This is a genomic window from Pseudomonas sp. P5_A2_2 (assembly GCF_054177685.1).
Genome location: NZ_JBGCUL010000060.1, coordinates 1 through 12,883 on the forward strand (window position 1 = coordinate 1; position 12,883 = coordinate 12,883).

The following is a 12,883-nucleotide window of genomic DNA, read 5'->3' on the forward strand; positions in this document are numbered from 1 at the left end:
CATTCAACACAGATGTTGATTGTCAGACCGCCATCGCGAGCAAGCTCGCTCCCACAGGATTGGTACTGGATGTGAAGGTAGCGTTCAAAGCACTGGCAAGGTCTTGTCCTTGACCACTTTGCTCGGGCCATTAGCCTTCACGCTGGCGATGCCTTTCTCCATGGCTGCAGCGGAGGAATAGGCCTCGCTGCTGCCGATGATCTCGTGGTTGCCTGCCTTGAGGTTGAAATACGGGTGGCCATCCTTGGTGGTTTTCTTCTCGTAACGCTCATCCAGCGGGCTGTTGGCCTGGACCGCGGCGATGCCTTTGTCGGCGGCGGCGTGGGTGGTGTACAGCTCGCTGGTCAGGATGGTCTCGGCGTTGGCCGCCTTGAGGACAAACCTGAACTGGCCATTGCTGCTTTTGCTCACTTCATACCATCCGGACATGCTCTTTCTCCTGGGCGATTGAGAGGTTGCGCGCTTCACAGTAAAGACCAGCCTGGTGTTTCTGTCGTCTGTACCGGCCCCATCGCGAGCAAGCTCGCTCCCACAGGTCTCTTCATACAACTTGGCGATCAACTGATTGGTGGTCATGCCATCGACCTCGGCGATTTCGCTGAGGATGTCCCAGAACTGATTCTCCAGCCGCAGGGTGGTGACCACCCCGCAGATGCGCAGCGAGCGGGAGCGCGATTCGTAAAGAATCGGGTCGGCTTTGACGTACAGCTCGCACATGGACATGCCCCCTCGTTACAGCGTGATTTTGGTACCCAGCAACCCCAGGAAACCGGCCAGCCAGTTCGGGTGCGCAGGCCAGGCCGGAGCCGTGGCCAGATTGCCCTGAACATGGCCGTCCGTCACCGGAATATCGATATACGTACCGCCCGCCAGTCGCACTTCCGGAGCGCAGGCCGGATAAGCGCTGCATTCGCGACCTTCGAGAACACCCGCTGCCGCCAGCAACTGCGCGCCATGGCACACGGCGGCGATCGGTTTGCCGGCCTTGTCGAATGCGCGCACCAGTTCCAGGACTTTTTCGTTCAGGCGCAGATACTCCGGCGCACGGCCGCCCGGAATCAGCACGGCGTCATAATCGGCGGCGTTGACCTTGGCGAAATCGAAGTTGAGGGCAAACAGGTGACCGGGTTTTTCGCTGTAGGTCTGATCGCCTTCAAAGTCATGAATCGCCGTGCGCACGGTCTGGCCGGCAGTTTTGTCCGGGCAAACGGCGTGTACTGTGTGGCCGACCATCAGCAGCGCCTGGAACGGCACCATCACCTCATAGTCTTCGACGTAATCACCAACCAGCATCAGAATTTTTTTCGCAGCCATGGGAGGACTCCTCTGGAAGTGGGCGTGCAGGAGTATTCAAGGTAGTCCTTATCCGGTGGGGTGGGTAACAACCGGCTACTACCTGATGGACCGCGTTATCGTTCTTCGCGGGCAAGCCACGCTCCCACAGGTTTTGCGTTGGCCACGAGAACGACACAGGACCTGTGGGAGCGAGCTTGCTCGCGATGGCGGCCTCAAACTGTACGGATACTTCTGTAGCCAGCTGTAAGCGCCACAGCCCCGGGTTTATGGCTAGATAACACCCTCTCCCACCCTCCACGATTCTGGTTGCCATCATGTCCTCGCGCGAAAACACCGGCATGGCCCTGGGCCTGCTCGGCGTTGTGATCTTCAGCCTCACCCTGCCCTTCACGCGGATCGTCGTGCAGGAACTGCACCCGCTGCTCAATGGCCTGGGCCGGGCACTGTTTGCAGCGGTTCCGGCGGCGTTGTTGTTGCTGTGGCACCGGGAAAAATGGCCGACCTGGAAACAGGTCAAAGGCCTGACGCTGGTGATGGCCGGGGTGATCCTCGGTTTCCCGGTATTGTCGGCCTGGGCCATGCAAACCTTGCCGGCGTCCCACGGTGCGCTGGTCAACGGTTTGCAGCCGCTGTGCGTGGCCCTGTATGCCGCGTGGTTGTCCCATGAACGGCCTTCAAAAGCCTTCTGGGCCTGCGCCGCATTGGGCAGCGCGTTGGTGCTCGGTTATGCACTGATCAGCGGTGCCGGCAGCATTCAGGCCGGTGATTTGCTGATGCTGGGGGCCATTGCAGTGGGCGGATTGGGCTACGCCGAGGGAGGCCGACTGGCCAGGGAGATGGGCGGCTGGCAGGTGATCTGCTGGGCACTGGTGCTGTCGACGCCGTTGCTGATCGGGCCGGTGGTGTATCTGGCGCTGCAACATCAGGGCGAAATTTCCGCCAAGACCTGGTGGGCCTTCGGTTATGTCTCGCTGTTTTCGCAGTTCATCGGCTTCTTCGCGTGGTACGCCGGGCTGGCCATGGGCGGCATTGCCCGGGTCAGTCAGATCCAGTTGCTGCAGATCTTCTTCACCATCGCCTTCTCGGCGCTGTTCTTCGGTGAACATGTGGAGCCGATTACCTGGCTGTTTGCTGCCGGCGTCATTGTGACTGTGATGCTGGGACGCAAGACCGCGATCAAACCCAATCCTGTGGGAGCGACGGTGCGGCGATCCGACTTGCTCGCGATGGGGACATCACATTCAACACATCTGTCGACTGTAAATCCGCCATCGCGAGCAAGCTCGCTCCCACAGGATCAAAGGTAACCGTCAGCGCGCAGCAAGGTTTCCRGGCAATGCTCGCTGATGTGATAGAAGTCCTTCAGTTCCTGAATCTTCGCCAGCAACCGGGCCGGGTCCCCCGGCTCGGCGCGTTTGACTGCCAGGATCATCTTGTTCTTGTTGGTGTGGTCCAGTGAGATGAACTCGAACACCTTGGTCTCGTAGCCGCAGGCCTCAAGGAATAACGCGCGCAAACTGTCGGTGACCATTTCCGCCTGCTGGCCCAGGTGCAGGCCGTATTGCAGCATCGGCTTGAGCAGCGCCGGGCTCTGGATTTGCAGGCGGATCTGTTTGTGGCAGCACGGCGAGCACATGATGATCGCCGCGCCGGAGCGGATGCCGGTGTGGATCGCATAGTCGGTGGCGATGTCGCAGGCATGCAGGGCGATCATTACATCCAGCTCGCTCGGTGCCACGCTGCGCACGTCACCGCACTTGAACACCAGGCCGGGGTGTTCAAGCTTGGCGGCCGCGGCGTTGCACAGGGTGACCATGTCTTCACGCAACTCGACGCCGGTCACTTCACCTTCGGCCTTCAAGGTGTTGCGCAGATAGTCGTGGATGGCGAAGGTCAGGTAACCCTTGCCCGATCCGAAGTCCGCCACGCGCACCGGTTTGTCCAGCGCCAGGGGCGACGAGGTCAGCGCATGGCTGAACACTTCGATGAACTTGTTGATCTGCTTCCACTTGCGCGACATCGCCGGGATCAGTTCATGCTGCTTGTTGGTCACACCCAGGTCGGCGAGAAACGGCCGGCTCAGGTCAAGAAAACGGTTTTTCTCACGGTTGTGCTCGGCCGATGGCACTTCGCGCAATTGTTGAGGTTTGCTCTTGAACAGCGATGACTTGCCCTTTTTGCTGTATTCGAGCTGGACTTCGTCGGTCAACGCCAACAAATGCGCATTTTTGAAAGACGCTGGCAGCAGTCCGGCAATGCTTGCCACACCTTCGGCCAGCGGCAGGTTCTTGGTGATGTCGCGGGTCTTGTAGCGGTAGACAAAGGACAGGCTAGGCAGCGCCTTGACCGTCACCGGTTTGATGATGATCCGCTGCAGGTCCGTTTCATCACCCACGTACCTGGCCAGCACCAGTTTGATGAACGCATTTTGCTCGAGGCTGGTTTGCACCAGGTCGATGAACTGGGTGTGATGATCCGGCGCGAGACTGGCGGGAGTGGCGGTGACGGACATGGAAAAACGGCCTCAGGCGATGCAAATCGGAGAATGCCGTTATTTTAAGGGGGACGAGGACTTTGGGCACGGAGTTATTTTGCGGCAGGTCCCAGTCATGATGCCCAGGACCTCAATACAACCGCCGAAAACTCAGGGTTCCACCAAGCGAAGCCTGCGGTTGTTCGGCGAGTTGATGATGTGTTTGACGATCAGCCCCACTGGTACCGCCCAAGTCAGGCCATTGGCAGGGTCAGTCACCACGGCGACCGTTTCGGAACTTGCCTCGATATCCAGGCGCCGCCGGTCGTTGCACGACTTGAGTACGCCGTAGGCACGGCTAACCAGCCTTTCCGCCAGGTACATCGGTACATCCATATTCTGCAGATGCTTCACCGCGCGACAAAACAGGACTTGATCATCGTTCCCCCCTTCACTTTCATGGCGCCCCAGAAACGCCTGGGCTATAGCCAGCAGCTCCCCATTCAGGTCTGCATATTCATCGATGATTTTCATGCTCACGCCCCCTGCGGCACGTCTGTCGTGGCAGGACTGACTGCTACGGGCCGGGCGGCACGGCGCAAATCGGGTCCGGCGCAAGGCAAACGTACGGCCGGATTGGGCATGCCGCTGGGCGAAAGTTCATGGGTCATTTCAAACTCGGCACGTACGGACCAACCGCAAGCTTCCGACGTACATTGCAGATACGCCACCCGCAGGAAAATATGTCGGCCCTCGCTGGTGCGGATGCGCATCCTGTTCAAGCAGTGCGGACACACCATTTTATAAGTACTCATGCTTGATTCCCGACGGTCATTGAGTGGCAATCAACCTGATCAAACGCAATACTGCTTGAAACGTTCATCGCGGCACTCCGGACTTGCGAACAGTGTCTGCCAGGCATAAGGAGGTGCATCCGGCGGACGTGTAATGGGTTCGAGCCATGCTCGTAGGAAATCACCCTGATACTATTAGGAAGTTTCAACATCGTATTCTTCTGACTCATCTTTGAAGATTGATTACTCACATGAAAAAAAGTATTCATTACGCATAAATTAGGCACTCAAAAAGCATAAGTCAAAAGAAAGAGGCTCAAATTGCGTAGCAAAAAATCACAAGCTGTTCTGGCTCGATTAAAGCAAGTCACGGGCACAAAAACCGATGCCTCTTTATCTTCCGCGCTACAGATCAGCCCGCAAACCCTTAGCAGCTGGAAAGGGCGCGATAGCACGCCATACTCACTATGCGTAGAAATCGCTCAAAACCGKGGAATATCCCTTGACTGGCTGCTGCTGGGCGAAGGTCCGATTTTGAGACAAACAGTTACTAATTCTTCGGAAGCCAATCAGGAAAGCACAGCACGGGAAAACACCATTCTCACGCTCTGGCGGTTGCTCGGCGAAGATGATCGCTGCGCCATACAAAACGCACTCGAGGAAAAGCAACGACTGCGTGATATGGAACTCAGGCTTTCCGAAATGGCTTCCATTCTGGCAACGCTTAAACCTTCGAATGAAACTTGATGACCCATGTAATCCGAAGTTTCATTGCTTCAAGACATGCCGCGTCCGCCACCCACACCAGAGCAACCCATTCACGGCCCCTCATCTTCGCCCTCGCAGGTGTCGAATGATTTCGCCGATACCGACGCTATCGATCCATTGCATGAGCTTGATGCTGATAGGAATAACAACCAGTGCGCAAAGAAAGGCTGTCACGCCTGCTGTCAGAAAAGGCACCAGCGGATGTGCGACAGGCGTGAAGAGGTAACCGACACCCGCAGACAGCAACCAGGAACCGATGCGCTGCCAGGCTTTGAAGTCAGTGCGAGTGGTTGTGACCAGCCACGCGCCGAGCATTGCACCGAACAGTACCTCGCCATCAACCACTGGCAGCGATGCAATCCCCATTCCCAACATGAGCCCGCTGATACCGTTGTAGGTCGAATCAGTCAGGCTCATGCGCACCTCGCGCAACGACCGAATCCACGATGATGGCTCCCGACTCGATCGCCTTGAGCAAGGCAGAACTGCGAGAGTCGACGTCGAACTTTCGGCGAATATTGGCGAAGTGAAAATTGACGGTAGACTCCGCGCAATTCTCGATCCTGGCGATTTCCCAGGAAGTCTTGCCCTTGAAACACCACATCAGGATTTGTGTTTCTTTCGCCGTCAGCTTCGCCGTTGGCGTACTTCCCTCTCCGCCGGGTGCTACCCGTGCCAAAGAGTCATTCGATTGTTGGCTTGACATAAGAATCCCTCTTCGCGGGAACACCCGTCGCTGGGCGTCCACTGTTAGAGAGAAATACTGACGACAAGGCCGAACCCGAACAATTAACGGGAGTTGTAGCGGCGAGCGCTACACAACGCCACTGCAAGACTTAGCCGAGCACCACCAACCGGTTCGGCAACTCATTGCGCACATGGGTCACTGGCACATGCACCTTGAGCAGCTCGCCGCAGGCTTCGATGCAGCTGATAAACCCTTGCAGCGTCTGCCCCAGCTGCACCTGCCGGGTGAATGTGGCGACGATCGCGTCCCAGTGCTTGTTGTCCAGGCGACTGGAAATCCCTTCATCCACCAGGATCTCCACGTAACGCTCGGCTTCGGAAACGAAAATCAGCACGCCAGTGCTGCCCTCGGTGTGGTGCAGGTTCTGCTCCAGGAACTGTCGGCGCGCCAGGTTCGAGGCGCGCCAGTGGCGCACCGAGCGCGGGATCAGATGGGTGGTGACTTTCGGCAGGCGGAACACCAGGCATAACACGATGAAGAGGGCCCATTGCACCAGCAGCAGGCTGTGCAGGGTCAGCCAACCGGTGAAGTAATGCACGATGCCCGGTACCAGCAGCGCCAGCAGGCTGGCCCACAGCAGCGGGATGTACGCATAGTCGTCGGCGCGGGCCGCGAGCACGGTCACCAGTTCTGCGTCGGTCTCGCGCTCGACCCGGGCAATGGCCTCGGCCACTTTGCGTTGTTCGTGTTCAGTCAGTAATGCCATGTCGTGAATTGCCTGCTCGTTTTTATTATCACCAGCCGCCGGACGAACCGCCCCCGCCGAAACTGCCCCCGCCGCCGCTGAAGCCTCCCCCTCCACCGCCGCCGCCAAATCCACCACCGCCAAAGCCGCCCCCGGATCCACCGGAGCCGCCCCGGCCGGCAGGAAGAATACCGAGCATCTGGCACACAAAAACAGTCAGGATGAGCAACATCAGCAAAAACACGAACAACCCGGGATGCCGCGAGACGAAATCGTCCCCCGGATCGCCTCTGGACGCATACGCCGTGGAGGGTTCGTCCAAGGGGTTGCCGCCCAGCACTACCAGCATCGCCGCCACGCCATCACTGATGCCCTTGCTGAAGTTGCCGGTCTTGAACGCCGGGGTGATGACCTGGTTGATGATCACCGAACTCTGGGCATCGGTCAGGCGATCCTCCAGGCCGTATCCGACTTCGATGCGAAGTTTACGCTCGTCACGGGCGACGATCAGCAAGGCGCCGTTGCTCTTGTCCTTCTGCCCGATGCCCCAGTGGCGGCCGAGCCGGTACCCGAAGTCGGCGATGTCGGTACCCTGCAAATCCGGCAAAGTCACTACCACAAGCTGCTCGCCGGTGGCTTGCTCATGGGCCTGAAGCTGTTGGGTGAGATGCTGGCGCACCGATGGCTCGATCATCTGCGCATTGTCGACCACCCGCCCGGTCAGCGCCGGGAAGCTCAGCTCGGCCCGGGCAGCGATCGTCACCACCCATAACAACAGCAACAGGCCTGTTTTCAGGACGCGCATTGGCAACCTCTTGCGTGGTGACACCGATGACCGCTGTTCAGAATTTGACCTCGGGGGCCTTTTCCGACCCTGGTGTGGCTTCGAAGGTCTCGCGCACCGGCAGATTGCTGTACATCACGCTGTGCCAGAGGCGACCGGGGAACGTGCGGATCTCGGTGTTGTATTTCTGCACTGCGAGGATGAAGTCGCGCCGGGCCACGCTGATGCGGTTCTCGGTGCCTTCAAGCTGCGATTGCAAGGCGAGGAAATTCTGGTTGGCCTTCAGGTCCGGATAACGCTCGGAGACCACCATCAAACGGCTCAAGGCGCCGCTGAGCTGATCCTGGGCCTGTTGGTACTGCTTGAGTTTTTCCGGGTTGTCGAGGGTCGAGGCATCCACCTGGATCGAGGTGGCCTTGGCCCGAGCCTCAATGACGGCCGTCAGGGTCTCTTCTTCATGTTTGGCGTAGCCCTTGACGGTTTCCACCAGATTGGGAATCAGGTCGGCACGGCGCTGATACTGGTTCTGCACCTGGCCCCAGGCAGCCTTGGCCTGTTCATCGAGGGTCGGGATATTGTTGATGCCGCAGGCAGTCAGCAACGTGGCCAACATCAGCAGCGTGGCGACCTGCAGGCGCGAACGGTAGGTTGGACTTACATTCATCAGGCTGATGCTCCCTTGTACATGTCATGAAAAAACCGACCGTGAAACCTTCTGGGCCGGCTCTTGGGGCATAATCGCCCGCGCCTCTGGATTGCAACGGGCCGATGGGCTAAAAAGAGGCCCTGCGCAAAAACGCATCCGCCATCTGGCTGTGGTTTTTTGGCTCTGGTCTTTTGAGCCGGCACCCGAACAACAATAGACGCTCCCTAAATTTTGGCTGGCCGGCGTGTACATCGCCGTTTGGGCCCTTGAGAAAACTATTCATGAAGAAGCTGTGTTTGCTGGGCCTGTTCGTCAGCCTGGCCAGTCATAACGTATTGGCCGCCACGACGCCCGCACCCCTGGAGAACAAGGAAGCCTTCGTCAGCAACCTGATGAAGCAAATGACCCTCGATGAAAAAATCGGCCAACTGCGCCTGATCAGCATCGGCCCGGAAATGCCGCGCGAAATGATCCGCAAGGAAATCGCGGCGGGCAACATCGGCGGTACGTTCAACTCGATCACCCGCCCGGAAAACCGGCCGATGCAGGACGCGGCCATGCGCAGCCGCCTGAAGATCCCGATGTTCTTCGCCTACGACGTGATCCACGGCCACCGCACCATTTTCCCGATCCCGCTGGCCCTGGCCTCGAGCTGGGACATGGACGCCATCGGCCTGTCCGGGCGTATTGCCGCCAAGGAAGCCGCGGCTGACAGCCTCGACGTCACCTTCGCGCCGATGGTCGACATCTCCCGCGATCCGCGCTGGGGGCGTACTTCCGAAGGCTTCGGCGAAGACACCTACCTGGTGTCGCGCATAGCCGGCGTGATGGTCAAGGCGTTTCAGGGGACTGGTGCGAACGCGGCCGACAGCATCATGGCCAGCGTCAAGCACTTCGCCCTGTACGGCGCGGTCGAGGGTGGCCGCGACTACAACATCGTCGACATGAGCCCGGTCAAGATGTACCAGGACTACCTGCCGCCGTACCGTGCCGCCATCGATGCCGGCGCTGGCGGAGTCATGGTTGCGCTGAACTCGATCAACGGCGTGCCGGCCACCGCCAACACCTGGCTGATGAACGACCTGCTGCGCAAGGAGTGGGGCTTCAAGGGCCTGGCGGTCAGCGACCACGGGGCGATATTCGAGCTGATCAAGCACGGCGTTGCCGCCGACGGTCGCGAAGCGGCGAAGCTGGCAATCAAGGCCGGCATCCACATGAGCATGAACGACACCCTGTACGGCAAAGAGCTGCCAGGGCTGCTGAAGTCCGGCGAAATCCAGCAGAGCGACATCGACAACGCCGTGCGTGCGGTACTGGGCGCCAAGTACGACATGGGCCTGTTCAAGGACCCGTACCTGCGCATCGGCAAGGCCGAGGATGACCCGGTCGACACCTACGCCGACAGCCGCCTGCATCGCGCCGAGGCCCGTGATGTGGCACGCCGCAGCCAGGTGCTGCTGAAAAACCGCAACGAAACCCTGCCGCTGAAGAAGACCGCGAAAATCGCCCTGGTCGGTCCGCTGGCCAAGGCGCCCATCGACATGATGGGCAGCTGGGCCGCTGCCGGTCGCCCTGCTCAATCGGTGACCTTGTTCGATGGCATGACCGCCGCGCTGGGCGATAAATCGACACTGATCTACGCCCGTGGCGCCAACATCACCAGCGACCCGAAAATCCTCGGTTACCTGAACTTCCTCAACTTCGACGCCCCGGAAGTGGTGGATGACCCGCGCCCGGCCAAGGTGCTGATCGACGAAGCGGTGAAAGCGGCCAAGGATGCCGATGTGGTCGTTGCCGCCGTCGGCGAATCCCGTGGCATGTCCCACGAATCGTCGAGCCGCACCGACCTGAACATCCCGGAAAACCAGCGCGAGCTGATCCGTGCCCTGAAWGCCACCGGTAAACCGCTGGTGCTGGTGTTGATGAACGGCCGCCCACTGACGATCCTCGAAGAGAAAGAGCAGGCTGACGCGATCCTGGAAACCTGGTTCACCGGCACCGAAGGCGGCAACGCCATCGCCGATGTGCTCTTCGGCGACTACAACCCGTCGGGCAAACTGCCGATCAGTATCCCGCGTTCGGTCGGCCAGATTCCGACCTACTACAACCACCTGACCATTGGCCGGCCGTTCACTCCGGGCAAACCGGGCAACTACACCTCGCAATATTTCGATGACACCACAGGCCCCCTGTACCCGTTCGGCTATGGCCTGAGCTACACCGAGTTCAGCCTGAGCGACATGGCCCTGTCGTCGACCACACTGAACAAGACCGGCAAGCTCGACGCCAGCGTCACGGTGAAAAACACCGGCAAGCGCGACGGCGAAACCGTGGTGCAGTTGTACATCCAGGACGTGGCCGGCTCGATGATCCGCCCGATCAAGGAACTGAAGAATTTCCAGAAAGTAATGGTCAAGGCTGGCGAGCAGAAAGTCGTGCACTTCACCATCACCGAGGACGACCTGAAGTTCTACAACACCCAGCTCAAATACGCGGCGGAACCGGGCAAGTTCAACGTGCAGATTGGCCTGGATTCAGTGGACGTGACGCAGCAGAGTTTTGAGTTGCTCTAATCCCTGAAACACCGCAAAAACCTGTAGGAGCGAGCCTGCTCGCGATGACGCCATAACATTCAACATCATTGTTGACTGTCAGGCCGCCATCGCGAGCAGGTCGGGTCGCCGCACCGTCGCTCCTACAGTGGTTTCAGGGTGTTTGAAAGTTTGGGTTCAACCCCTTCGATCCAGCAGATTCACCACCACCCGATCCACCCATCCCCACACCCGCTGCTTGACCCGCCGCCACAATGGCCGGCGCTTCCACTCCTCCAGACTGACTTGCTGGCTCAGGGCGAAGTCGTGCTCGAAACTCGCCGCCACCGACCGGGTCAACCCGGGGTCCAGCGCTTCCAGGTTGGCTTCCAGGTTGAAGCGCAGGTTCCAGTGATCGAAGTTGCACGAGCCGATGCTCACCCAGTCATCGATCAGGACCATTTTCAGGTGCAGGAAACACGGTTGGTACTCGAAGATCTTCACCCCGGCCTTGAGCAGTCGCGGGTAGTAACGATGCCCGGCGTAGCGCACGGACGGGTGATCGGTACGGGGGCCGGTCAGCAGCAACCGCACATCGACGCCCCGGGCAGCCGCCCGGCGCAGGGAACGGCGGACTTTCCAGGTCGGCAAAAAGTACGGCGTGGCCAGCCAGATTCGTCGTTGGCCGCTGTTCAACGCGCGCACCAGCGATTGCAGAATGTCCCGGTGTTGACGGGCGTCGGCATAGGCCACCCGGCCCATGCCCTCGCCCATGGACGGCACCCGTGGCAGGCGCGGCAAGCCGAAATGCGAGGCCGGTCGCCAGGCGCGACGATGGCGGTTGGCGATCCACTGGCGATCGAACAGCAACTGCCAGTCGAGCACCAGCGGCCCGGTGATTTCCACCATCACCTCATGCCATTCGCTGACGTCTTCCCCCGGGGTCCAGAACTCATCGGTGACACCGGTGCCGCCGACGACCGCCAGGCTCTGATCCACCAGCAACAATTTGCGGTGATCGCGGTAGAAGTTGCCGACCCAACGCCGCCAGCTCAGGCGATTGTAAAAACGCAGCTCCACGCCGGCAGCCGTCAGCCGCTGACGCAAGGTCAGGGTGAAGGCGAGGCTGCCATAGTCATCGAACAGGCAGCGCACTCGCACCCCGCGCTCGGCGGCCTGCACCAATGCCTGGACCATGGCTTCGGCGCAGGCGCCCGCTTCCACCAGATACAGCTCCAGCTCGACCTGTTCTTCGGCGCGGGCAATCGCCACCAGCATGCGCGGGAAAAACTGCGGACCATCGACCAGCAGTTCGAAGTGGTTGCCTTCACGCCAGGGAAAAATCGCTCCGGCCATGTCAGCGCGCCGTGAAAATCAGCACCGCACCCACCGGCACCGACAGACTGATCGCCGACAGGCCGGCCATTTTGCGCAACGTTTCCAGACCAGGTGCCAGATCGAAATCCTCGGCGTTGATCACCAGCGGTTCTAGGGTCACCACTTGAAAGCGTCGGTCATCGAGACGGGTCGCCAGCAGTTCGGCGGGGTATTCGTGTTGTTTGCCGTGCAGGTCCACCATCAGCGGCAGGCGCAATTCCAGCTGCGCGCCGGGAGCGAGGTCGTTGATCGGGCGCAGATCGATTTTCGTGGTGATCACGGCGTCGGGAAACCGGTCGATCTGGAACAGTTCCTTGCGCATGCGCTCATCGCGCAACGGGATGCCGCTGTTGATCGATTCCAGCTCGACTTCCACCTGCGCCAGTCCCTCGGGATCGACCTTGCCGTGCAACACCAGAAAGCGCTGCACTTCGGAAACATTGGCGTTTTTGGTGCTGACGAATGACAGACGCGAGGACTCACCATCCAGGTACCAATCGGCGCGGGCCGACAACGCGGCACCGGCCAGCAGCAGGAAAGCAAGGGATTGAAGGGTGGAGCGCTTGAACATAGAGACTCGTGGGGCAGATAAACCTGTGCTGAACCTTAACTGGCCTTCAGCGCATTGCAAGCCGTCTATTACGCCAAACCTGCTTTTGTGGCGAGGGAACTTGCTCCCTCGCCACAAAAGCCCTCCCCTCACCCAGGAACTTCATTGTGATCATGGCTCCAAGCGACAGCCCTGTCGCTCCCCCATCCACACGGCGCTGTTGCTGCGGCC

Annotated in this window: 15 protein-coding genes and 1 pseudogene; 3 read left to right on the plus strand and 13 right to left on the minus strand. The window is 59.7% G+C overall.

The genetic code is table 11. The features are described from left to right. Nucleotides 1–84: 84 nt before the first annotated feature. The 3 genes and pseudogenes from ACXRVY_RS07650 to ACXRVY_RS07660 all read right to left on the minus strand — a co-directional run bounded on the left by ACXRVY_RS07650 (nt 85) and on the right by ACXRVY_RS07660 (nt 1,314). The gene (locus ACXRVY_RS07650; protein WP_223462962.1) at nt 85–429 is read right to left on the minus strand and encodes a YegP family protein; all 345 of its coding nucleotides are present in this window, start codon (nt 427–429) and stop codon (nt 85–87) included. Between the two features lie 108 nt (nt 430–537). Then, a pseudogene (locus tag ACXRVY_RS07655) lies at nt 538–717 on the minus strand (ribbon-helix-helix domain-containing protein); the annotation flags it as partial. Between the two features lie 15 nt (nt 718–732). Beyond that, nucleotides 733–1,314 carry a DJ-1/PfpI family protein gene (locus ACXRVY_RS07660; protein ID WP_223462961.1) on the minus strand — a complete coding sequence of 194 codons (582 nt, stop codon included), beginning with the start codon at nt 1,312–1,314 and terminating at the stop codon, nt 733–735. A 296-nt stretch (nt 1,315–1,610) separates the two neighbouring features. On the opposite strand from ACXRVY_RS07660, the gene ACXRVY_RS07665 reads away from it, so the two are divergent. Continuing rightward, on the plus strand, nt 1,611–2,603 hold the full coding sequence (locus tag ACXRVY_RS07665) for a DMT family transporter (RefSeq protein WP_223462960.1): 993 nt from the start codon (nt 1,611–1,613) through the stop codon (nt 2,601–2,603). On the opposite strand, the gene ACXRVY_RS07670 is transcribed toward ACXRVY_RS07665, so the two are convergent. The 3 genes from ACXRVY_RS07670 to ACXRVY_RS07680 all read right to left on the minus strand — a co-directional run bounded on the left by ACXRVY_RS07670 (nt 2,594) and on the right by ACXRVY_RS07680 (nt 4,584). After that, the gene (locus tag ACXRVY_RS07670; RefSeq protein ID WP_458237200.1) at nt 2,594–3,808 is read right to left on the minus strand and encodes a class I SAM-dependent methyltransferase; all 1,215 of its coding nucleotides are present in this window, start codon (nt 3,806–3,808) and stop codon (nt 2,594–2,596) included. The genes ACXRVY_RS07665 and ACXRVY_RS07670 overlap by 10 nt on opposite strands. 132 nt (nt 3,809–3,940) lie before the next feature. Beyond that, on the minus strand, nt 3,941–4,303 hold the full coding sequence (locus ACXRVY_RS07675) for a hypothetical protein (protein ID WP_223462958.1): 363 nt from the start codon (nt 4,301–4,303) through the stop codon (nt 3,941–3,943). A 2-nt stretch (nt 4,304–4,305) separates the two neighbouring features. Next, on the minus strand, nt 4,306–4,584 hold the full coding sequence (locus ACXRVY_RS07680; RefSeq protein WP_223462957.1) for an Ogr/Delta-like zinc finger protein: 279 nt from the start codon (nt 4,582–4,584) through the stop codon (nt 4,306–4,308). Nucleotides 4,585–4,884: 300 nt separating this feature from the next. Between ACXRVY_RS07680 and ACXRVY_RS07685 the strand changes: the two genes are divergently transcribed. Beyond that, nucleotides 4,885–5,310 carry a helix-turn-helix domain-containing protein gene (locus ACXRVY_RS07685; protein ID WP_223462956.1) on the plus strand — a complete coding sequence of 142 codons (426 nt, stop codon included), beginning with the start codon at nt 4,885–4,887 and terminating at the stop codon, nt 5,308–5,310. 81 nt (nt 5,311–5,391) lie between these two features. On the opposite strand, the gene ACXRVY_RS07690 is transcribed toward ACXRVY_RS07685, so the two are convergent. The 5 genes from ACXRVY_RS07690 to ACXRVY_RS07710 form a co-directional block, all read right to left on the minus strand. After that, entirely contained in the window at nt 5,392–5,748 is a 357-nt protein-coding gene (locus ACXRVY_RS07690) for a putative holin (protein WP_108216780.1), read from the minus strand. After that, nucleotides 5,735–6,037, minus strand: a complete 303-nt coding sequence (locus ACXRVY_RS07695) for a helix-turn-helix transcriptional regulator (RefSeq protein ID WP_223462955.1) — start codon at nt 6,035–6,037, stop codon at nt 5,735–5,737. The genes ACXRVY_RS07690 and ACXRVY_RS07695 overlap by 14 nt, the downstream gene beginning before the upstream one ends. 130 nt (nt 6,038–6,167) lie before the next feature. Continuing rightward, a complete protein-coding gene (locus tag ACXRVY_RS07700; protein ID WP_223463009.1) occupies nt 6,168–6,785 on the minus strand; it encodes a TPM domain-containing protein in 618 nt (205 codons plus the stop codon). Between the two features lie 28 nt (nt 6,786–6,813). Beyond that, the gene (locus ACXRVY_RS07705) at nt 6,814–7,569 is read right to left on the minus strand and encodes a TPM domain-containing protein (protein WP_457266123.1); all 756 of its coding nucleotides are present in this window, start codon (nt 7,567–7,569) and stop codon (nt 6,814–6,816) included. A 37-nt stretch (nt 7,570–7,606) separates the two neighbouring features. Continuing rightward, nucleotides 7,607–8,212 carry a LemA family protein gene (locus ACXRVY_RS07710; RefSeq protein ID WP_116262195.1) on the minus strand — a complete coding sequence of 202 codons (606 nt, stop codon included), beginning with the start codon at nt 8,210–8,212 and terminating at the stop codon, nt 7,607–7,609. Between the two features lie 263 nt (nt 8,213–8,475). Between ACXRVY_RS07710 and bglX the strand changes: the two genes are divergently transcribed. Beyond that, entirely contained in the window at nt 8,476–10,767 is a 2,292-nt protein-coding gene (gene bglX / locus ACXRVY_RS07715) for a beta-glucosidase BglX (protein ID WP_458237201.1), read from the plus strand. Nucleotides 10,768–10,923: 156 nt separating this feature from the next. Here bglX and ACXRVY_RS07720 read toward each other — a convergent pair whose 3' ends face one another. After that, the gene (locus ACXRVY_RS07720; RefSeq protein ID WP_223463822.1) at nt 10,924–12,081 is read right to left on the minus strand and encodes a phospholipase D-like domain-containing protein; all 1,158 of its coding nucleotides are present in this window, start codon (nt 12,079–12,081) and stop codon (nt 10,924–10,926) included. Between the two features lies 1 nt (nt 12,082). Further along, nucleotides 12,083–12,673, minus strand: coding sequence for a YceI family protein (locus ACXRVY_RS07725; RefSeq protein WP_223463821.1), 591 nt, complete (start codon nt 12,671–12,673; stop codon nt 12,083–12,085). Nucleotides 12,674–12,883 lie beyond the last annotated feature (210 nt).